This is a genomic window from Bradyrhizobium sp. TM239, assembly GCF_036247985.1.
Lineage (GTDB): Bacteria > Pseudomonadota > Alphaproteobacteria > Rhizobiales > Xanthobacteraceae > Bradyrhizobium > Bradyrhizobium ottawaense.
Genome location: NZ_BTIR01000018.1, coordinates 26,801 through 47,572, shown reverse-complemented (window position 1 = coordinate 47,572; position 20,772 = coordinate 26,801). Strand labels below are relative to the sequence as shown.

15 protein-coding genes are annotated in these 20,772 nt (G+C 64.0%); 10 read left to right on the top strand and 5 right to left on the bottom strand.

Features of this window, described 5'->3' with window-relative positions:
• Positions 1–102: 102 nt before the first annotated feature.
• Positions 103–552, bottom strand: a complete 450-nt coding sequence (locus AABA84_RS26995) for a cupin domain-containing protein (RefSeq protein ID WP_338313685.1) — start codon at positions 550–552, stop codon at positions 103–105.
• Between the two features lie 188 nt (positions 553–740).
• Between AABA84_RS26995 and AABA84_RS26990 the strand changes: the two genes are divergently transcribed.
• On the top strand, positions 741–1,766 hold the full coding sequence (locus AABA84_RS26990; RefSeq protein ID WP_338313684.1) for an AraC family transcriptional regulator: 1,026 nt from the start codon (positions 741–743) through the stop codon (positions 1,764–1,766).
• A 10-nt stretch (positions 1,767–1,776) separates the two neighbouring features.
• Here AABA84_RS26990 and AABA84_RS26985 read toward each other — a convergent pair whose 3' ends face one another.
• On the bottom strand, positions 1,777–3,642 hold the full coding sequence (locus tag AABA84_RS26985; RefSeq protein ID WP_338313683.1) for an ATP-binding protein: 1,866 nt from the start codon (positions 3,640–3,642) through the stop codon (positions 1,777–1,779).
• Between the two features lie 234 nt (positions 3,643–3,876).
• Between AABA84_RS26985 and AABA84_RS26980 the strand changes: the two genes are divergently transcribed.
• The 7 genes from AABA84_RS26980 to AABA84_RS26950 all read left to right on the top strand — a co-directional run bounded on the left by AABA84_RS26980 (position 3,877) and on the right by AABA84_RS26950 (position 16,411).
• Positions 3,877–5,205 (top strand): NAD(P)/FAD-dependent oxidoreductase, encoded by a 1,329-nt coding sequence (locus AABA84_RS26980; RefSeq protein ID WP_338313682.1) that lies wholly within the window; start codon positions 3,877–3,879, stop codon positions 5,203–5,205.
• Positions 5,206–5,213: 8 nt separating this feature from the next.
• Positions 5,214–6,140 carry a 2-hydroxyacid dehydrogenase gene (locus AABA84_RS26975; RefSeq protein WP_338313681.1) on the top strand — a complete coding sequence of 309 codons (927 nt, stop codon included), beginning with the start codon at positions 5,214–5,216 and terminating at the stop codon, positions 6,138–6,140.
• A gap of 433 nt (positions 6,141–6,573) precedes the next feature.
• The gene (locus tag AABA84_RS26970) at positions 6,574–7,092 is read left to right on the top strand and encodes a hypothetical protein (protein ID WP_338313680.1); all 519 of its coding nucleotides are present in this window, start codon (positions 6,574–6,576) and stop codon (positions 7,090–7,092) included.
• A gap of 321 nt (positions 7,093–7,413) precedes the next feature.
• Entirely contained in the window at positions 7,414–10,743 is a 3,330-nt protein-coding gene (locus AABA84_RS26965) for an adenylate/guanylate cyclase domain-containing protein (RefSeq protein WP_338313679.1), read from the top strand.
• A 317-nt stretch (positions 10,744–11,060) separates the two neighbouring features.
• Positions 11,061–12,341: an HlyD family efflux transporter periplasmic adaptor subunit gene (locus tag AABA84_RS26960; protein WP_338305353.1), complete on the top strand. Its 1,281-nt coding sequence runs from the start codon at positions 11,061–11,063 to the stop codon at positions 12,339–12,341.
• A gap of 12 nt (positions 12,342–12,353) precedes the next feature.
• Positions 12,354–14,510 carry a glycosyltransferase gene (locus AABA84_RS26955; RefSeq protein WP_338313678.1) on the top strand — a complete coding sequence of 719 codons (2,157 nt, stop codon included), beginning with the start codon at positions 12,354–12,356 and terminating at the stop codon, positions 14,508–14,510.
• Positions 14,507–16,411, top strand: coding sequence for a diguanylate cyclase domain-containing protein (locus AABA84_RS26950; RefSeq protein WP_338313677.1), 1,905 nt, complete (start codon positions 14,507–14,509; stop codon positions 16,409–16,411). The genes AABA84_RS26955 and AABA84_RS26950 overlap by 4 nt, the downstream gene beginning before the upstream one ends.
• Positions 16,412–16,442: 31 nt before the next feature.
• On the opposite strand, the gene AABA84_RS26945 is transcribed toward AABA84_RS26950, so the two are convergent.
• Positions 16,443–17,666, bottom strand: coding sequence for a polyhydroxyalkanoate depolymerase (locus AABA84_RS26945; RefSeq protein WP_338313676.1), 1,224 nt, complete (start codon positions 17,664–17,666; stop codon positions 16,443–16,445).
• Positions 17,667–17,823: 157 nt separating this feature from the next.
• Between AABA84_RS26945 and AABA84_RS26940 the strand changes: the two genes are divergently transcribed.
• Entirely contained in the window at positions 17,824–18,480 is a 657-nt protein-coding gene (locus AABA84_RS26940; protein WP_338313675.1) for a glutathione S-transferase family protein, read from the top strand.
• 280 nt (positions 18,481–18,760) lie between these two features.
• On the opposite strand, the gene AABA84_RS26935 is transcribed toward AABA84_RS26940, so the two are convergent.
• Positions 18,761–18,985, bottom strand: a complete 225-nt coding sequence (locus AABA84_RS26935) for a hypothetical protein (RefSeq protein ID WP_091966320.1) — start codon at positions 18,983–18,985, stop codon at positions 18,761–18,763.
• Between the two features lie 181 nt (positions 18,986–19,166).
• On the opposite strand from AABA84_RS26935, the gene AABA84_RS26930 reads away from it, so the two are divergent.
• Complete coding sequence (locus AABA84_RS26930) at positions 19,167–19,523, top strand: hypothetical protein (RefSeq protein WP_338313674.1); 357 nt, start codon at positions 19,167–19,169, stop codon at positions 19,521–19,523.
• Positions 19,524–19,532: 9 nt separating this feature from the next.
• On the opposite strand, the gene AABA84_RS26925 is transcribed toward AABA84_RS26930, so the two are convergent.
• Complete coding sequence (locus AABA84_RS26925; protein ID WP_338313673.1) at positions 19,533–20,636, bottom strand: mandelate racemase/muconate lactonizing enzyme family protein; 1,104 nt, start codon at positions 20,634–20,636, stop codon at positions 19,533–19,535.
• Positions 20,637–20,772 lie beyond the last annotated feature (136 nt).

Genomic DNA, 20,772 nt, shown 5'->3' with positions numbered 1-20,772 from the left:
ATTGCTCGCAATCGATGTGTTTCGCGCGCAAGCGGTCTCGTTCGGCCGCAAGGCGCGGCCGGCGGACCTGCAAGCAGATGAAAGTGGACGAGGGGGCCGCGCCTAGTCGTTGGCCTCGGGCGGCAGGAAGTCGACCTCATGCAGCGCCGAGATCCGCACGACCTCGGCAGGGTCGGTCAGATTGTGCAGCTGGTTGAACAGCGCCTCCAGCTTCTGCATCGGCGAGACCCAGAACAGAGCGCGGCACGGCTTGTCGGATTTGTTGAAATAACCGTGCGGGATGCCGCGCGGCATGCGCACGAGGTCGCCGGCGTGAGCCTTGACCCATTTGCCATCGAGCTTGAGGTCGAGCGTGCCCTCCTGCACCAGGATGAACTCGTCCTGGGTCGGATGGATGTGCACCGGCACGAACTGGCCGGGATCGCTGTTGGTCTCGAACGCGAAGGTGGAGTCGGTGACGGCCTTGGGGAAATAGACCTGGCCCAGGATGTTCCAGCTCTTGCCGCCGTAGCCTGTGCCAGCGGTGGTAATGCCTTTTTCGAGTGCAGTCATGTCGCGCTCCCATGGATTCCGGCGAGGATGGAGCTTCTGTCAGCAATGGGGCGGCTGTCTATCCGCTAAACGAATCCGCGAAGCCCCTGTTGCCCTGCAGCATGACGATTTTGCCGACGCCGCCCTTTCCGCGTCCGCGGAACTATTATAGGCTTAAAGCAATTCCGTGACGCGAAGCGTGGTCGACCATGTCCGCAGCCGTGCTGGAAACGAGCGCAAGGGTGCCCGCAGCCGAACGGCTCGCGGACTTCGCCCGCGTCACCACCGACGATGTCGACGAAGCGGCCGAACAGATCGGGCGCATCTTCTGCCCGCACGACCTCAAGCCGGCACGGCTGCGCGCCTCCGGCTTCTCCGCCCGGCACAATTGCGCCGGCTTCGACGGCTTTTCCATCAATTACGTCGCCTATGGCGGATCGGTCGGCATCGACCCCGGCTGCCTCGAGCGCTTCTTCCTGGTGCAGGTCCCGCTCACGGGCACGGCCTACATTCGCGCCGGCACGAGCGAGCTCGACGCCGCGCCGGGGCGGACGGCGTCGCTGCTGTCGCCGACGATCCCGACCCGGATGATGTGGCGCGACTGCGCGCAGGCGATCCTGCTGTTTGACCGCCGCATGGTCGAGCAGCGCGCCGCGGCGCTGTCGGGCAGGGTCTCCGGCACGGTCGAGTTCGATCCCGTGATCGATTTGGACGCGCCGTCCGGGCGGGCGTTGCGGACCAGCCTGGCCGAGCTGATGACGCTTGCCGAACGTCTCGGTCCCTGCGGCCGGCTGTCGCCGGTCGCGATCGCCGATTGGCGCGAGCTGCTGCTCGATCACCTGCTCAACGGCCAGCGCCACGGCCTGTCGGATGCGATTCAAACGTTCTCGGGACAGGCCGAGCGGCTGCCGCGCGCGCTGCGCACGGCGCGCGACCATCTGGCGGACAATGCCGGCGAGCCGCTCGACCTCGCACAGCTCGCCTGCGCGTCCGGCATCGGCATCCGCGCGCTCCAGCTCGGCTTCCGCCGTCACTTCGGCCTGTCGATCTCGCAGATGCTGCTCGACATGCGCCTCGCCGGTCTGCACGCCCGCCTCGCGCAGGCCGCGCCCGATGCCTCCATCACCGACATCGCCTTCGATCTCGGCTTCACCCATCTCAGCCGCATGGCCGGCGCCTATCGCGATAAATTCGGCGAGACGCCCTCGGCGACGCTGCGGCGAAGGATGAGCTAGCGCGAGAGAGCTATTTCCATGGCCGCGTTCTGCCGTTGTCTTCCGCCGCTTGTTTGCGCAGGAACGCCTCGACATCCGCCTGCACCGAATAGGGCGTCGGGATCGCGTCACCGGCGGAATCGACGGCGGTGTCGAGGCAGCGGCGCAGCATACGGGCGAGCTCGGCCTTGCGGTACGGCTTTCTCAAGAGCGGTGCGCCCATCGTCGCGCGTCCCTGCGCATGCAGCGAATCGTAGGCATAGCCCGACGTGAACAGAACCCGCAGGGAAGGGCGCGCCGCCACCATCTGCTCGGCGAGCTCGCGTCCATTCATGCCGCCGGCCATCACGATATCGGTGAAGAGCAGGTCGAATGGCCTGCCTTCGGCCGCAATCGCAAGCGCCTCGGTCGCATTGGCGGCCGGGATGACCTTGTAGCCGAGGCTTTCGAGCTGGACCGTGACGTAGTGGCGGACGTCGCGGTCGTCTTCGACGCAGAGCACGGTTTCCTTGCCCCCCACGATCTTGCGGTCGTCATAGCCGGTCGGGCGCAGCGCGCTCGCCTCCGCCTTCGGCAGGTAAATCGTGAAGATCGTGCCGCGGCCTTCTTCGGAGGCGACCTTGATCCCGCCGCCGGACTGCTTGACGAAACCGAACACCATGCTGAGCCCGAGCCCCGTGCCCTTGCCGACCTCCTTGGTGGAGAAGAACGGATCGAAAATCCGCTCGAGAATGGCCTGCGGAATGCCGGTGCCGCTGTCGGCGATCTCGATCTCGACATAGTCGCCGGCATAGCCGGCACCGACCGCGACCGCCTCGCGCACGCCGAACACGACGTTGCGCGTCGTCAGCGTCAGCCTGCCGCCATCCAGCATGGCGTCGCGGGCGTTGATCGCGAGGTTGAGCAGTGCCGAGCTCAGCTGGCCGCGATCGGCGTAAGCGAGCCAGACGTTGGCGTCGAGCCTGGTGACGATCTCGATCTTCTTGTCGAAGGTCGCCAGCAGCAGCTTGGCCAGCTCTTCGAGCAGCCCGTTGACGTCGATCTCGGCCGGCTGCAGCGCCTGCTTGCGGGCAAAGGACAACAGGCTCGACGTCAGCGCGGCGCCGCGGTCGGCGGCCTCGCTGATCAGCTTGGTGATGGTCGCAAGCGGCGGATTGTCCCTGACGGCGTCGGCGAGGATCTCGATCGTGCCTGTGATCACCGTGAGCATGTTGTTGAATTCGTGCGCGATGCCGCCGGTGAGCTGCCCGACTGCCTCCATCTTCTGGGACTGGACCAGCTGCTCCTCGGCCGCGCGCTTCTGGGTGATGTCCCTGACGAAGGTGTTGACGATGGTGCGCTCGCCCAGCCGCAGCACCGTGCTGGACGCCTCGGCCAGGATCTGGTCGCCGTTCCTGTGAATCAGGGTGAGCTCGAAGCGCAGGCCGGCCGGTGCATCCGACAATTCCGGAACGAGCCGCGCCATGCGCTGCCTGAAGGCGGCGCGCAGCGGCTCGGCGACGATGAGATCGACGACGTCGGCGCCGAGCGCCTCCTTGCGCGTCCATCCGGTCAGGGCCTCCGCCTGAAAGCTCCACTCCAGAACGGCACCGCTGCCGTCAATCTGAATGAAGGCATCGAGCGCGGTCTTGATGACGGCTTGCATCATCTGCGCAGCGTCGCTGCGGGCCCGCGCGTCTTCCGCCGATCGTCCGGCGGCGCGCTTGTCCTCCAAGGTCTCGATCGCGCGCGTGCAGAGGCGTACCATCAGCGCCGCAACGGCAGCGCTTGCCATTAGGGCAACAAGCTGGGGAATGCCGAAGCCGGCTCCGGCCATGGCATAGGAGGCGAGGAGGGCCACCGCGGTCACCACGACCTGTGCGGCCATCGCGAGTGTCAGACGCCCCCTGAGTTTCATGGTCTCCCACCAAAGGACTACCGCATCGGCCGCCCGGTCCCGGGTGCCGCTTTGATGTGAGCTACAGACTCCGCGCGGCGGCGTCGAGGGGCAATTTGCGGTGGTGTCGGCCACCAGCCTTTCCTCGGCCTCAACCTGCGGGCGAATCGCGTGGCAAGGAGGCGCGCATACAAGCAATGCGATTGACAGCTGTATTGAGTCATGTTCGGTCGAACTGAACTCCAGGAGTGCCCAATGTCCCCGCCACTCACCCGTATCAACAGCGACGAGCGCCTGCCTCAGCAGGTCGATGTCGTCGTCATCGGCGGCGGCGTCATCGGCGTCTCCGCGGCCTATCATCTGGCGAAGAAGGGCCTCTCGGTCGCTCTGGTCGAGAAGGGCCATGTCGGCGGCGAGCAGTCGAGCCGCAATTGGGGCTGGTGCCGCCAGCAGGGGCGCGCGCGCGAAGAAATACCGCTCGCCCGCGAGGCACTGCGGCTGTGGGAGGACATGCAGAACGACGCCGGCGTCGATGCCGGTTTCCGCCGCACCGGCGTGCTGTTCCTGACCAAGAGCAAGGACGAGCTTGCGAGCTGGGAGCGCTGGGCCGCGGTCGCGCGCGAGATGCAGGTCCACTCCACCGTCCTGACGCCGGCGGAGGTCGCCGAGCGCATGCCCGGGAATACCGACACATGGGTCGGCGGCCTGCACACGCCGAGCGATGGCCGCGCCGAACCGTCGATGGCGGTGCCCGCGCTCGCCACCGCCGCGCGAAAGCATGGCGTCACCATCCATCAGGGCTGCGCCGCGCGCGGACTTGAGACGACCGGTGGGCGGGTCAACGCCGTCGTCACCGAGAAGGGGACCATTCGCACGCAAGCGGTGCTGCTGTCGGGCGGCGCGTGGTCGTCGCTGTTCTGCCGCCGTCACGGCATCGAGTTGCCGATCGGTCTCGTCAACGCGACGGCCTGCCGGACCACGCCGGGACCGGAGATCACCTCGGGCGCGCTGGGCACCGATCTCTACTGCATCCGCCGCCGCCTCGACGGCGGTTTCACGCTGGCGCTGCGCAACCGCGGCACGGTCGAGCTGTCGCCCGATTTGTTCCGTTACGCGCGCACCTTCTGGCCGACCTATCTGCATCGCAAGAACGGGCTGAAGCTGTCGTTCGGCAAGTCGTTCTTCGACCAGCTCATGCGCGGCACCAGCTGGAGCTTCGACAAGCCGTCGCCATTCGAGACCGAGCGCGTGCGCGATCCCGAGCCCGACATGTCGCTGGTCAATGCTGCGCTGGCGTCGCTGATCAAGGCCAATCCTGAACTCAAGGACATCGAGATTGCGGAAGCCTGGGGCGGCACCATCGACTGCACGCCTGATACGATCCCGGTGATCTCGCCGGTCGACGCGCTGCCGGGCTTCTTCCTCGCGACCGGTTTCTCCGGCCACGGCTTTGGCATCGGACCCGCCGCCGGCAAGCTCGCCGCCGACATCGTGACCGGTGCCACGCCGCTGGTCGATCCCGCCGCCTACAGCCACAAGCGCATGATCGACGGCCGCCGGCTCGCGCCGGTCAGCCCGTTCTGAGAGCTCGCATGACGGTTCTCTACAAGGCCAACATGGTTCGCGGCGCCGAGTGGGCGCGCTTCTTCGCGGAGCGCGCGCCCAACGTCCCGTTCCGGCTCTGGCCTGACATCGGCGATCCCGCCGAAATCCGCTACCTCGTGGCGTGGGTGCCGCCTGACGATATCGCGACGACGTTTCCCAATCTCGAGCTGGTCTTCTCGGTCGGGGCCGGCGTCGATCAGTTCGATGCCACCAAGGTTCCGGCCCACATTCCGCTGGTCCGCATGTTGGAGCCCGGCATCGCCGAGACCATGGTCGAATATGTCACCATGGCCGTGCTCGGTCTGCATCGCGACCTCCTGCACTTCATCAATCAGCAGAAGCAGCAGGTCTGGCGCGAGATCCGCATCACGCCGGCCAAGCGGCGGCGTGTCGGCGTGATGGGGCTTGGCCAGCTCGGCCAGGCCGTGCTCGAACGCCTCAAGGTGTTCGGCTTTCCGCTGTCGGGGTGGAATCGTTCGGCGCGGGAGATCGAGGGCGTGACCTGCTATGCGGGTGCGGATGCGCTGCCAGATTTCCTCGCACAGAGCGACATCCTCATTTGCCTGCTGCCATTGACCGACGAGACGCGCGGCATCCTCAACGCCGATTTGTTCGCGCGCCTGCCGCGCGGTGCGTCCCTCGTCAACGTCGGACGTGGCCCGCATCTCGTCGAAGCCGATGTCCTTGCGGCCCTCGACAGCGGTGCGTTGTCAGGCGCGGTGCTCGATGTCACCGAACCCGAACCGCTGCCTGAGGGACATCCGTTCTGGCGCCATCCCCGCATCCTGCTGACGCCGCACAATGCCGGCATGACGACGCCGGACACGGCCGTCGATTTCGTGCTCGATGTCATTGACCGTCACCGTCGCGGTGAGGAGTTGCCGGGACGGGTCGATCGTGCGCGCGGTTACTGAGGTGAATGGGAACACCAGCAGCCCCGGGCTCCTCTTACCTCTCATGCTCGAGGGATGATGGATTCCCGTCGTCTCCTTCGACGTCGCTTGAGGCGCGACGATGAGGACCTGTCCTCCTGAAATTGTGACTGGATGGAGCGACAGGGAACTGCGGTATGTGAACCGCCTCATATTCCATCACTCTCTTTTCGAGCTATCACTCCCGCAAGAAATTGTCGCACCCGGAGCCAACTGACAGACACGGGTGAGAGGCAATGCCTGCGAAGCCGCGTGCTCGCAGCTTTGGATTGGCTCTCGTCTTGGTCACGAGCAAGCCAACCCCATCACTCAGCAAAGATCTTTCAGAAATTGGAAGCAAGGACATCGCGAAACGCGTCCACGCAGCTCCTATTCGGGGTCGGCCGGTAGGCTGCTACTTAGTAAGGAGTACCCAATGAAGACGAGCAACGCAGCACCCAGCGCATTTTCCCTGACAAGGTACGCCGGCAATCTTCGGATCGCCCGTTCCAGTCTGATCAGGTCGGCCCATCTTCTTGAAAGAATTGGGCTTGCAGCCGTCGGGGCCTCCTGCGGCCTCTATGTGGGTGCGGCCCTATTGCGTCAGAAGGGCGGACTTTTTGAAAGCGGCTGGATCGTGCTGCTGACGGTGCTCTACGGCGCTCTCAGCTATTATGTCGGAATTGATTTGTCCCGGACGATCGCTCGGAGGTCGATTTCGAGTACCTCCGAAGCATACGATGGCTCCGAGATGGTTGAGATCATGAGTGCGGCCGGAACGTTCGGCGCAGCGATTGCAGCAGCCCTGTCCGTCAGCATCCTTGTCCTTGATCAAAACCTCCCCAACGGCCTGGTAGCCTTCGTCGCCGGCTGCTGGGTGGTTGGCTCTTCGCTTCAAGTTGCGGCGGGAGCGATGGCGCGTAACTGCGAAGTGCCCGACAACAACAAGGACTAAAGATAATTGTGCTCACGGAAAAACGTCTGCTTGGCGTCGTGACGTGGGCACAAGCCCGGTACCGGGATTAGGCTTAAGGCCTGAAAGCGAGTGACTGACGACTCATCGCAACTTCTGTCGTCCAATGCGGCGTGCGGACGATTTTTGGTAGCGCAGCCGCTCGCATCAAACAATGTCCCAGCGTGGAAGCGGTATCGGTACCGAGCAACCTAAATTATCGCGCAACAAACAAGACGTGCCATCATGGTGGGGTTGGGATATTGTCCCTGCGCACCGTGGTCCAAAATTCTGCTCACCGCCAACCACACATCGGTGGAGCCAATGCAGATTGCGGAGTGGCTCGAGAAGCTGGGGCTTGGGCAATACGCAGAGCGTTTTGTCCAAAATGGGATCGACATGGGCGTCCTTCCCGAGTTGATGGTCGAGGACTTCGACAAGCTCGGAGTCCTGCTCGGGCATCGCCGTAAAATGCTGCGTGCGATTGCCGACCTTGATCCAGCCGCGTTGATCGCATCGCCGGCGCCTCCTCACGACGCTGAGCGGCGCCACCTCACTGTCATGTTTTGCGATCTGGTCGGCTCGACTGCGCTCTCGGCGCGTCTCGATCCCGAGGATATGTGGGAAGTGATCCGGGCCTATCGCGCCGCCTGCGCGAACGTCGTTGCTGCTTATGACGGCAGGATAGCCAGGTTCGTCGGTGACGGAATACTCGTCTATTTCGGCTATCCGCGCGCCCACGAAGATGATGCGGAGCGCGCAGTGCGGGCAGGCCTTGACACTATCTCCGCGGTTCGCCAGCTCAAGATGGGCGCCGACGAACGGGTTGAACTGCGGATCGCAATTGCGACCGGGCTTGTGGTGGTCGGCGACCTCATCAGCGGAGATGCGTCGGAGGAGCGCGCAACCGTCGGCGATACACCAAACCTCGCTGCCCGGCTCCAGAGCCTGGCGGAGCCGGGAGCGGTCGTCGTTGCCTCGTCGACGCGCCGGCTGCTCGGTGATCTCTTCACGTTTCGCAACCTCGGCCGCCGCGAGGTCAAGGGGATATCCGAACCCGTCGCGGTCTGGGCGGTCGAGGGAGCGCCCGCATCGGAAAGTCGCTTCGAGGCGGTCCACGCGGCGCGCTCGATCGGCTTTGTCGGCCGCAAGGAGGAAATCGAACTCACGCTCTCGCGCCAGCGGTTGGCATGGCAGGGGCACGGGCAGATGGTGCTGATTTCCGGCGAAGCCGGCATCGGCAAGTCGCGCATGGTCGCAATGCTGTCCGAAAGCCCCGTGTTGGGGGCGCACCGCCGGGTGCGATATCAGTGCTCGCCGTACCACACCAACAGCGCGCTTCATCCCTTTGTCGCGCAACTCGAGCGCGCTGCTGGCATTTGCTCGCACGACACGCCCGGGCAGAAGCTCGACAAGCTCGAGGCGATGCTGGCGCTTGGAACGCAGCAGGTTGCCCGGGCGACAGCGCTCATTGCGGCACTGCTTTCGATCCCAACCGGCGACCGTTATCCGCCGCTCGGTCTGAGCCCGGCGCAGCTGCGGCGACAGACCTTTGCCACCCTTCTCGATCAGCTCGAGGGATTGGCGCGAGAGCAGCCCCTGCTGATTGTCTGCGAGGATATGCACTGGGCCGATGCCACGACACTTGAACTGTTCGATCTCGGGGTCGACCGGATCAGGGGGCTGCCGATACTCGTGCTCATGACATCGCGGCCGGAATTCGAGCCGTCCTGGTCGGGCCTTGCCAACGTCAGTCTGTTGCGGCTCGACCGGCTCGACCGGCAGGACACGCGGGCGCTGGTCGAGCAGGTGACTGTCGGTCGCCAGCTGCCACGCGAGATGCTGAAGCAAATCATCGACAGGACGGATGGCGTCCCGCTCTTCGTCGAGGAATTGACCAAGATGGTGCTGGAGTCCGGATGGCTCGTCGAAGGTGCCGGGCGCTATCGCCTCGAAAGTCCGCTCCCGCCGCTGGCTATTCCCGCGACGCTGCAGGATTCGCTGATGGCGCGGCTCGACCGGCTGGCTCCGGTCAAGGAGGTGGCGCAGATAGGCGCCGCCATCGGCCGCGATTTCTCGTACGCGCTGCTGAGATATGTGGCGGGACGCGATGATCTGACGCTGAGCGCTGCGCTGGGGCAACTCGAAGAGGCCGAACTGCTGGTGTGTCGCGGGGCTCCGCCCGAAGCAAACTATAGTTTCAAGCACGCCCTCGTTCAGGAGGCGGCCTACGAGAGCCTGCTCAAGAGCAAACGGCAGGTGCTTCACACGCGCATCGGTGATGTCCTGCGCGAAAAGTTTCCAGCCGTGGCCGAGACTGAGCCGGAAGTTCTGGCGCACCACTTCACCGAAGCTGGGCTGAACGAGGTCGCCCTCGAGTGGTGGCGCAAGGCGGGCGAGCAGGCGCTGAAACGCTCGGCCTATTCCGAGGCGATTGCGCATCTCGGCAAGGCGATTGCCATTGCCGATGAGTTGCCTGACGAGCCTCGCCGGATGATGAGCAGGCTGCATCTTCAAATCGCCTATGGCCGCGCATTACGGGGCAGCCTCGGCCACAGTGCTCCGGAAACGGTCGCGGCATGGACGCGTGCGCGCCAGTTCGCAGCCGACATCAATGATCCCGTTGAACTTGCGCCGATCCATTCGGGCCTCTTCAATGCCTGCCTGACACACGGCGAACTCGCTCCGATGCGGGAGCTGGCGGATGCCATCAAGAGCGCGGCTGACCGACGACCGGACTCGCCGGTGGCCGCCGTCGTTGCACATTGGACCGGCGGGGTGACCTGTTGGTTCGGGGGCGACTATTTGAACGCGAGGGTGCATCTCGAGCAGGCACTGGACATCTATGGTGCCGAGCCGGATCCAGCGACGTTCAGAGCCTCGGCGCTGGATCTTCCGTTCGTGATCATGAGGTTTCTCGCCTTGGTGCTTTGGCCGCTTGGCAGGATCGCCCGGGCACGCCGCCTCGCCGCCGAAGCGGTGAGTGCTTCCGGAGAAAAACGGGCGCTCTCCCAGGCCAATGCGCTTGTGCATCGAGCCGTGTTCGACGGAGTATGCGGCGGCATGTTGCAGCAAACAGAGACGATCCTGGCGCTCGGTCTCGCGCGCGACCACACGATGCCGCTGTATGTGGCCGCCGGCACCTACCTGAACGGCCTGGCCAAGTGGCGCGACGGCGACCGAGCCACTGGACTTACGGAAATGCGCCGCGGCTGGACCTTGCTACACGAAAATGACTGCTACCTCTGTGAACCGTTTTGGGGGATGCATGTCGCCATGGCGGACGCAGAGTCGGGCCAAGTTGAAACCGGGCTGGAAATCCTGAGCGAATCGATCGCATGGGCGGGGCAATCCGGCCAGCATTGGCTCGATGCCGAGCTGCACCGCGTCCATGGCGAGCTGTTGTTGCGTCAGGACCCTCCAGACGAATCCGGGGCCGAAGATGCCTTCGAGCGAGCGCTGCAAATCGCGCGACACCAGCAGACGAAGACGTTCGAGTTGCGCAGCGCCCTTGGACTTGCTCGCCTGCACAAGACAAGGGACCGAGCGGGCGCGGTCTCGGAAGTGCTTGCTCCCTTGCTCGCCGAGTTCGATGCGGAGCGAAACCTTCCCGAAGTCGTAGAAGCGAAAGAGTTGCTCGGGAATGGGCGTTAGCCGCGCCGCCATTCGATCGGCGCAAACGCCGCGCCGACTTCAAGCCGGAATGGGTCGATATCTTGATCCTCGGCTCGGCAGCCGTAGTTATCCGGTTTTGACACAGCTTAACCTGTTGTGGTGAATGCTAGATATGCTTCTCGTGGTTGCGAAGGCGAGTCTGCCGCGGCGGCGAATCTTGATTTCGGCTGGCGGCAATGTTGTCGGATTGCTCCTTGCCTCAAGGCGCAGACTTCATCCCAACGCCGGGCCATGCGGCGATTGGCTTGCCTTCGCTGCGGCAGGCGCAGCGCCCAAAGCCCATTGGAGGTCCAGTCGTGGTTCGTTTGCACGTCGAACGTTTCATTCGTAGCCGGGTTGTTCGTCGAGCCCTGGCGCTCGGGATCATCGCGCTGAGCGGATGGGCCCTGTTGCCGTATGTGACCTACCGAATCGCTCCCTCCGCATTCGTCAATGCCGAGCTCATGCGGGTGACTGCACCCTTCGCGGGTCAGCTCTCGCCTGATCTTCCACGCAAGGGTGAATATTTCCAGCAGAGCCGGGTGGTGCCGATGGTCGGGGCGCGGTCGCCGGATCGCCGGCACCTCATGGACCTCGATCAGCAGCTTGCCATGTCCACCAAACGCGCCGAGCTCGCACGTCGGCAACTCGAGGAAATCGCCGGGCTCGATCGCAAGCTCGGCGAGCGCAGCGAGGACTATCGTTTGGGGATGGTCGCGCGCCTGAGCCACGAGATCGGCGAGACGGAAGTTGAAAAAGGCGGCTGTCTCGCCGAGGCGCGGCAGCGGAACGATGTCGCGGGCCGGATGGAGAGGCTCGTGAAGCTCGGCATCAGTTCGCAAATCCGCTCCGGTGAGGCCCAGGCCTCGCAGGAGGCAACCGCAACGCGGTGCCAGATGGCCGATGAACGCCTGCAGCGCCTCAAGACCGAGGTGGGGGCGGCCGAGAAGGGCATTTACCTTCGTGGCGACGCCAATGACGTGCCGTATTCTCAGCAGCAGCGCGAGCGGCTTGTCCTCCGCCGCCAGGAGCTCGAGACAGACCTGTTGCAGAACAGCTCACGTGCCACGCAGCTGGCCGCGGAAATCGCAGAGGAACGCACTCGGCTCGATCGTCTCGATCACTACGATCTGTCCTTGCCCGCAGCCCATGTGGTCTGGTCGGTCGCGGCCAGCCCGGGCTCGATGGTCACGGAAGGGCAATCGGTCTTCGATTTTGCGGATTGCGAACGCCGATTTATCGTTGTTGAACTCCCCGAACGCGATTTCGAGAAGATCAAGGCCGGAGATGCGGCTACCGTGCGCCTGATTGGGAGCCGCGAATGGAAGACCGGCCAGATCCGGCAAGTCCGCGGATCGGCAGCGTACGGCGATGATCGGCTGCTTGCGGCTCGGGTGCCGCGGCCTGATCCGGGCAACATTACCGTTGAGATATCGCTTCCGCCCAATGAGACGTCGGCCGACCATAACGGCTCCTGCGATATCGGACGGTTGGCTGAGGTGCGCTTCGAGCGTAGCGCCGACGGCCTGCTGCGATTGGTCAGCTCGAAGTTGAAATGGCTGACCGCGCGCCTGGAGCTCGATCATTCGTCCCTGTGAGCGAGATGTTCCATGCAGGCCATGACTCTGCCTCTCTCTCAGCTGTTCGCGCCGATGCTGGGCATCTTTGCGGCGATGTACCTGTTGGCGCCGACCTTTCCAGTCGCGCGCCTTTGGGCGCGTGTCGCGGTCTTTATCGTGGTTTGGCTTGTGGTCGCCCGCTATCTCGAATGGCGTATTTTCACAACCGTGCTGCCGGCAAGCGGGACTTGGTATCAGGTCGGCTGGATCTGGTTCTGTCTCTTCGTCGAGCTTCTGACCTTCACAGATCAGTTCATTCTCTATCTGACTTTCCTTCGCAGGACCGATCGCAGCAGCGAAGCAGATCAGCACGAGCATCGGCTTCGCAGCCTGCCGGATGACGAACTGCCCTCGGTCGACGTCTTTATTCCGACCTATGACGAGCCATTCGAGGTGCTGGAAAAGACGATCACTGGCGCGCTGTGTCTGGACTATCCAAACTTCCACGTCTGGGTCCTGGATGATGGTCGCAGACCCTGGCTCAAGGAACTCTGCGAACACAAGGGCGCCGGGTATCTCACGCGCGCCGACAATTTGAATGCCAAGGCCGGCAATATCAATCATGCGCTGACGAAGACGAGCGGCGAGTTCTTCGCGATCTTTGACGCGGACTTCGTGCCGCAGCGCAATTTCCTGATGCGGTCGATGGGCTTCTTCGCTGATCCAAAGATCGGAATCGTTCAGATCCCGCACACCTTCTACAATGAGGACCCGATGCAGGCGAATCTTGGCCTGCACAAGGGGCTGCCGGACGAGCAACGGTTCTTCTTCGATTCCATCATGCCAGCGCGCGACGGCTGGGATGGTGCCTTTTGTTGTGGTTCCAACTCCGTCACGCGTCGCGCAGCACTCCGCGCGGTGGGCGATGCCTTGCCGACCCAGTCCATTACGGAAGACATCCTGCTGACGCTGGTCCTGCTGCGCAAGGGGTACATCACTCGCTATCTACGCGAGCCGCTGGCGATTGGACTGGCGCCGGAGAGCCTTGACGCCTTTTTCGTGCAGCGGCAACGCTGGGCGCGTGGCGCGATCCAGACGCTGTATCTCGCCGACGGCCCGCTCGGCCCCGGACTGGGCTTGATGCATCGGCTCCTGTTCTTTCCGACCCATTGGCTCTCATTGGGCCTGCGGGCGCTCATGGTCGTGGCGGTTCCGATCGTGTTCATGTGGACCGGTCTAGCGCCTGTCGTCGACGTCACCCCCGAGTCGGTCTTCTTTTACTTGTTCCCCGCGATCCTGGCGCTCAACGGCGGCATCTCGTGGTTTGCGCCGCACGCGCATTTTCCGCTCGCCGCTCAGGTGTCGGCGACGATCCAGAGCTTCAAGATTCTGCCGACGGTGCTTGGGACTCTCGTCAAGCCGACGGGACATGCGTTCAGGGTGACGCCCAAGGGAGCTGCCGCGCGGTGCGCAAGCTACGCCGCGGAGATATTCTGGCCGTCAGCGGCCTTGATGGCGTTGACGGTTGTTGGCCTGGTTCTGAACACCATCCCGGAATGGCGGATGATCGATCATCCGGCCGCTTTACCGATGGTCGCCTTCTGGTCGGTGGTGAACATCGTCGTGCTCTTCTTCGTCTGCATGACCTCGCTGCAGGCGCGGATGGGACGCGCCGAGGAGCGTTTCGACTTCGATGAATCAGTCTTGATCGAGACTGGCACCGGCGAGGTGCTCTCCGGGCGCGTGAGCAACATCTCCCTCTCTGGCGCCGGCGTTCTGCTCGGCGCCGGCATTGACTGTCCTCGCGCCGGAGAACCGCTGCGCGTACACATCATGCAGGTGGGCTGGATCGACGCGATGATCGTGCAACAAAGAAGCCGGCTCGTCGGGATGCAGTTCCATTTGCCGCAATCGCTTGAACGAGACCTGCTGATCCGCAAGCTCTTTACCGTCGCCCGTCTGAAAGGGAACGGTGTCATCGCATGCTCCGTGAACAGGGCTATGCTCAAGAACATCTGGTCAATGGCCGCGCCGTTGCCTCACATTGTTACAACTGGCGCGAAGCCCGCATCGCTCTCGCCGACGGTGCGTCTGCCGGCAGAGAGCCTGGTCATTCGGCCTCAACCGCGGATCGACGATTTGGCACATCTTGCCGGAGTTCGAAGCCTGCATCCGACGAGTTTTACTGAACCTGGCTGCGTCTCTTGATCGATCACCGTAGTGATGTTCGCCAGGGGCGTCTGACGCTCTGGGCCTCGGCATTCGTGGCGGTCGCCTGCTTGGCGATCGTCGCACTCAGCGGTTGGCGGGAGTGGTCTTCGCGACAGACGGTGCTGAAGGGCTCCGAAACAGACATGGCCAATCTGGCCCGGTCGGTGACGCAGCACGCGGACGATACGTTCGAACTCGCGGACACCGTTCTCAATGTGTTGGTTGGCCAACTCGAACTCGAGGGAACCAGCCCGGCGGCAATCGCCAAGATTCAGACCTTTCTTTCCCGGCGCAAAGCCGCGAACCGGATCCGCGCCGTGTTCGTCTATGACGAGACCGGCCGCTGGCTCGCGACCAGCGAGCCTGTGGATTTCGCCGGCCTCAACAACAGCGACCGAGGGTATTTCCAGCATCATCGTGCCGTGGCTGACCGGGGCACCTTCATTGGGTCTCCAGTGAGGAGCAGGTCGGGCGGGCAATGGATCATCACCGCGTCGAGGCGCTTCAATCATCCTGACGGCAGTTTTGCCGGAGTTGCCCTTACCACGATCGACGTCGACTATTTTCTGCAGTTTTATCGTGGTTTCGACGTCGGCCACAGCGGTTCAATTGCATTGGCGACCGCGAACGGCATTATCCTCGCGCGTAGCCCGGACAACGGATATACGGGCCGCGATCTGTCGAGTGCTACGCTCTTCAGGATTATCCGTGAGCGGCCGGCCGCGGACGTCTACTACTTCACGTCGCCTCTCGACGGCGTCCGGCGTCTGAGCTTTTATCAACTCAGCAGTCGCTACCCCGTTCTCGTGGTTGCGACAGAATCGGAAGATGACGTCTTGGCCCCCTGGCGCCGAGCCGCGCTGACACGCATGGCTGCGGTGCTCGGGCTGATAGGAGGACTCGCTGTTGCGGGGCTCTTGCTGGTGCACCAGCTGCACCAGCGGCAAAAGATGGCCGCTGCTCTGGTCGCCAAGGAGGCGGATTTTCGCCTCCTTGCAGAGCAGTCGGGAGACATGGTCATGCGCATAGCGGTCGATGGACGGATCCTCTATGCGTCGCCATCCAGCGCTCGGATTCTTGGCTGGGCTCCAAACCAGTTGGTGGATACGTCAGCCCTCGCCGGCATAAATCCCGCGGACCTGGCCCGGGTTGGGCAGACGATCTCCGCGTTGGGGAACGGCGAAGCCGAAGAGGCTAGAATCACGTATCGCACCCGGCATCGCGAGAAAGGCGAGGTCTGGATCGAAACCGCACTGCGCGTCGCCAGGAGTGCGCAGAGTGGAGACATCAACGGCGTGGTGGCGATCTCGCGCGACATGTCCGAACGTAAGGATCTGGAGGATAGACTGGCGGCTCTCGCCAGTTCGGATGGCCTGACGGCCTTGGCAAACCGCAGACACTTCGACGAACGGCTAGAGGCGGAATGGGACCGAGCCAGGCGCGAAGGAACGCCCCTGTCATTGTTGATGATGGACGTCGATCATTTCAAGAGTTTCAACGATCAGTACGGGCATCAGGCTGGCGATGCATGTCTTCGCTCGGTCGCCGGGGTCCTGGCGGAGCAGGCCAGACGGCCGGCAGACGTAGCCGCTCGGTATGGTGGTGAGGAATTCATCTTGCTGCTACCAAATACCGGCATGGAAGGGTGCGAGCAGGTCGGAGAGCGAATCCGGCAAGCGATTCAGGACCTCGGCATCCTCCACGCGCTCAACCCGCCATCCAGGCAGGTCACCCTCAGCATTGGTGGCGCCACACATATGTCGTTCGGCGACAAGGCGGATTGCACGTCGCTGATAGCGGCTGCGGATAAGGCGCTTTACGCCGCCAAGGAGGGCGGACGCAACCGCCTTGTAATGTCTGGGCAAGTCGTCGCGTGGCCCGGCTCGATACGGGCTTGAAGAGCAGCTCTCGCGCGTCGCGGCGTGCGCCTCACGAATTGACGTGCACGAAATCCCGTAACAGCGGATAGATCTCGTTATTCCAGCGCCGGCCTGAGAACACGCCGTAATGGCCGACGCCGGCCTGCATGTGGTGGACGCGCCGATAGGCACGCACGCCGGTGCAGAGGTCTTGGGCTGCAAGGGTCTGGCCGATCGAGCAGATGTCGTCCTTCTCGCCCTCGACCGTCATCAGCCCCATGCGGCTGACGGCCTTGGTGTTCACGGGGCGGCCGCGATGCATCAGTTTGCCTTGCGGCAACAGGTGTTCCTGGAAGACGTCGCGCACGGTCTCGATGTAGAACTCGGCCGGAAGATCCATCACCGCGAAATATTCGTCGTAGAAGGTCTTGATGGTCGCCGCCTTGTCCTTCTCGCCCTTGGCGATGTGGTTGGCGAGGTCCATGTGCTGCTTGATGTGGCGCTCGAGATTCATCGAGACGAAGGCGGTGAGCTGCACGAAGCCGGGATAGACTTTCCGCAGGGCGCCGCGGCACTGCATTGGTACGTAATTGATCAGGTTCTGCTCGAACCATTCGATCGGCTTGCTCTTGGCGAAGTCGTTGACCCTGGTCGGCTGGATGCGGGTGTCGATCGGCCCCGCCATCAGCGTCAGCGTCGCCGGGCGCGAGGGATGGTTGTCCTCGCACATGATCGCGGCGGCCGCGAGCGCCGACACCGACGGCTGGCAGATCGCCACCATGTGCGGGCGCGGACCGAGCTGTCCGAGGAAATCGATCAGATGTTCGGTGTAGTCGTCGAGCCCGAAGCGGCCCTCGCTGCGCGGAATGTCGCGCGGATTGTGCCAGTCGGTGATGTAGACGTCGTGGTCCTGTAGCAGCGTCTGCACGGTGCCGCGCAGCAGCGTTGCGAAATGGCCGGACATCGGCGCCACCAGCAGCATGCGCGGCTGCTCCGTCACGCCGTCCTTCCTGAAATGCAGCAGCGAGCCGAACGGCGTCGCGTAGGCGATCTCCTCGGTGACGGCGACTTCGCGATTGCCCACCCTGACGCTGTCGATGCCGTAGGCCGGGCGATGATAGGTGAGGGTCGAGCGCGAGATCAGCTCCAGCGCCGCCGACAGCCGTCCGACGACCTGATCCGACATGCCCTGCGGCACCAGATTGAGGAATCTGAGCGCGGACGAAGCCCCCGCGCGCCACGGCGCAGTCAGGTCCATCTGGTTCTGAAAGGCCTGATAATACATCGACATCATACTGAAGTGCCCACCTGTCCCCCGTCTTGATGCAATATCGAAGCCAGATGGGGGCCGGGCCGCCGGGAAAATTGGCACGTCGCTTGCTGCTCTTTGGGCGGGAAGGACGGGGCACGCACGCCCGGCAGTGCGCTCCCAGGCGTGAGGGAAGGGCCATATGGCGAAGGCGACACTGACCATCAGCAGCAAGAACTACTCGTCCTGGTCGCTGCGCGGCTGGCTGCTGACGAGATTCTCCGGGCTCGATTTCGAGGAAATCGTCACCGCGCCGGACGATCCGTCGGCGCGCGCCGAAATCCTCTTGCTGTCGTCGTCGATCCTGGTGCCGTGCCTGCGGCACGACGGTGCGGTGGTCTGGGATACGCTGGCGATCGCCGAATACCTCAACGAGGCGATGCCGTCAGCCGGCCTGCTGCCTGATGACCGCGTGCAGCGCGCCCATTGCCGCTCGATCTGCGGCGAAATCCATTCCGGCTTCACCACCTTGCGCGCCTCGCTGCCCGTCAATCTGAAAGGACATTTTCCCGGCTTCAAGATCTGGTCGCGCGCGCAGGCCGACATCGACCGGGTCTGGTCGATCTGGCGCGACTGCCTGGAGAAATCGGGCGGCCCGTTCCTGTTCGGCGAGCGGCGCACCATGGCGGATGCGATGTACGCGCCCGTGGTGACGCGCTTCGTCACCTACGACGTCAAGCTCGAACCGCAGCTGAAGGCCTACGCCGACACCATCATGGCGATGGATGAGATGAAGGAATGGATCGCGGCGGCGAGGGAAGAGCCGGCCGAGATCGAGGAGCTCGAGGTCGAATATTAGGCAGGCCTTGCCTGGTCCTGCCTGTTTCGGGGGCGGGTGCCGGCCCGGGTGGCCTTGCGCGCTATGCCCTTGTCGCGATTAACCTTTGGCGCCCGTGCCCGGCCTGGGCCATCCGCCGTGCTGCGCAGATATTGTACGCGCCGGTAGAGCCGCATCGACATCTAGCCGTGAACAGCTGCGTACACGGCCGTTCGGCTGATTCGGACGTGATTCGTTCGGGCCGCGTTCCGAAGGTTAAGGCGGAGCGCGGCGCCGTTGCATTTTGGAACAGATGCAGGCGTCAGGCGGCCCCGCGCTGCCTCACGCGCGGCAGGCGCCAGCCGATGACGGTCGCTTCCACCGCGATGCCGGCCTCGTTGTTCTGCCAGCGTCCCTCGACATAGCGGCAGGCGAACGGCAGCTGGTACGTTCCGCTGTGGTCCTCGCACAGCACCTCGAGCGCAAGCCCCGGCGGTGGTTCTCCGGCGCCGTCGAATTCCGCCAGTCGTCTATCGCGCGTTGCCATTCCAAAAATCTCCCCTAACCAAAGCCGCGGAACAGCGCCCACTTCTTCCGCGTGCGGATCATCGTTCCCCGTCCAAGGGAACGATGCAAGCTCAACGCGAGAATGCGGTACGAGTGTGGTAGCCTTGGGTGGCTGTGCGCAAAAAGCGCACATTGCCGTGATCGCGGACGAGGAACCTCTCATGCTGCTTCGAAGCGCCGGCATCTGTTTCGCAATATTGCTGCTCGCAACGCTGGCGAATGCGCAGGTGCACGCGCAGGACGTGCCCGGCATCGAGATCTGCACGGTCGAGAAGACCATGGAGCGGCGCACCAGCTGCCTGCAGAGCAATGTCGATTTCCTGCAGAAGACGATCACCAAGCTCACGCTCGACCACCAGCAGAAGCTGGATGCCGCGGGTCGCCAGATCGACGCGCTGAAGACGAACCTCGCCGGCCTGCAGAAGACGCTTCTCGATCTCCAGGCCGCCCAGGCGAAGACGGCCGAGGATCTGAAGAAGAAGCAGGACGCGCCGCCAGCGAAGGACGCTGCGAAATAGGCCTGCCGATCACGCCACGCGATAGCGCTCCATCACGCCCCGATCAGGCTCATAGCCGAGCCCGACGCCCGAGGGCACCGCGACATGGCCGGTGGCATCGCTGTCCGCTCGGCCGCCCCAGAGGCAGGCTTCGCGCTTGAGATAGAACATCTCGACCAGCCCGTCGTCGCGTGTCGCGAGGAGATGCAGCGTCGCGAGCAGGCCCGGACCGAAATACGGGGAGTGCGGAACGATCTTGACGCCGAGCCGGTCGGCGAGCGCCGCGATCTTCAGAAATTCCGTGATGCCGCCGACCTTGGTCACCGACGGCTGGGCGTGGCTCACCGCGCCCGCTTCCATCATCTGGCGGAATTGATATTCGGTGCAGGCATTCTCCCCGGCGGCAATCCCGAGCCCGCCTTTGCCGCGGACCTCCGCGAGCGCGGCGAAATCCTCGGGCGGCCAGACCGGCTCCTCCAGAAACATCGGCCGCGCATCGCGGCACGACGTCGCGAATGCGATCGCCTGCTCGGCCGTGAGCGGACAGTTCATGTCGACCATCAGCGGAATGGCCGGCCCGATCGCCTCGCGCGCGGCGAACACCGCGGGTGCCGTGGTCTCGTGCAGCTTGATCGCGCCATAGCCGAGCGCGAGCGCCTTCCGGCATTCGGCCGCGATGTTGTCGGGCGAGCCGATCCGCAGCAGGCTCGCATAAGCCGGAATGGCCGTGCGTCTGGTCTCGCCGAGCAGGCGATGCAGGGGCACGCCCTCGACCTTCGCCGCCAGATCCCACAGCGCGATGTCGAGCCCCGAGATCGCGAACATGGTGATGCCGTAGCGGCCGAACAGATGCAGATTGCGCTGGATCTGCTCCATCGCGGCGGGGATGCCGGCGGCATCGGGCACCTTCAGCCCGCGGGCCTGCGGCGCGATCATCTCCTCCACCGCGCTGCGCGTGGTGCGCGGGCAGACATAGGCGAAGGCATCGCCCCAACCGGTCAGCCCGGCATCAGTCGTGACCTCGACCAGCACCATGTCGAGCGCGGTGATCGCGGACGCGCCCTGGCGAAAGCTCGCAACGCCGGCGTCATAGGGGATGCGGATATGGTGCGCCCGCACATCGGTGATTTCCATGACGCGGGTTCCTCTTTCTCGTGAGCGGTTTCGAAACAGTCTAGCCGCGAACGCCGGGGCGTTGCCAGCGGCCATTCCCGGACTATCCTTGCGCGCGGACAGCAATGCCGATCAAGCGAAGCCGGCGCTGACGGCC

Bases quoted from the DNA above. Each gene is read 5' to 3' on its own strand.
- AABA84_RS26935 (WP_091966320.1), bottom strand. From the start codon at position 18,985: ATGGCAACGCGCGATAGACGACTGGCGGAATTCGACGGCGCCGGAGAA.
- AABA84_RS26980 (WP_338313682.1), top strand. From the start codon at position 3,877: ATGTCCCCGCCACTCACCCGTATCAACAGCGACGAGCGCCTGCCTCAG.
- AABA84_RS26940 (WP_338313675.1), top strand. From the start codon at position 17,824: ATGGCGAAGGCGACACTGACCATCAGCAGCAAGAACTACTCGTCCTGG.
- AABA84_RS26930 (WP_338313674.1), top strand. From the start codon at position 19,167: ATGCTGCTTCGAAGCGCCGGCATCTGTTTCGCAATATTGCTGCTCGCA.
- AABA84_RS26970 (WP_338313680.1), top strand. From the start codon at position 6,574: ATGAAGACGAGCAACGCAGCACCCAGCGCATTTTCCCTGACAAGGTAC.
- AABA84_RS26990 (WP_338313684.1), top strand. From the start codon at position 741: ATGTCCGCAGCCGTGCTGGAAACGAGCGCAAGGGTGCCCGCAGCCGAA.
- AABA84_RS26975 (WP_338313681.1), top strand. From the start codon at position 5,214: ATGACGGTTCTCTACAAGGCCAACATGGTTCGCGGCGCCGAGTGGGCG.
- AABA84_RS26985 (WP_338313683.1), bottom strand. From the start codon at position 3,642: ATGAAACTCAGGGGGCGTCTGACACTCGCGATGGCCGCACAGGTCGTG.
- AABA84_RS26995 (WP_338313685.1), bottom strand. From the start codon at position 552: ATGACTGCACTCGAAAAAGGCATTACCACCGCTGGCACAGGCTACGGC.
- AABA84_RS26925 (WP_338313673.1), bottom strand. From the start codon at position 20,636: ATGGAAATCACCGATGTGCGGGCGCACCATATCCGCATCCCCTATGAC.
- AABA84_RS26965 (WP_338313679.1), top strand. From the start codon at position 7,414: ATGCAGATTGCGGAGTGGCTCGAGAAGCTGGGGCTTGGGCAATACGCA.
- AABA84_RS26955 (WP_338313678.1), top strand. From the start codon at position 12,354: ATGCAGGCCATGACTCTGCCTCTCTCTCAGCTGTTCGCGCCGATGCTG.
- AABA84_RS26945 (WP_338313676.1), bottom strand. From the start codon at position 17,666: ATGATGTCGATGTATTATCAGGCCTTTCAGAACCAGATGGACCTGACT.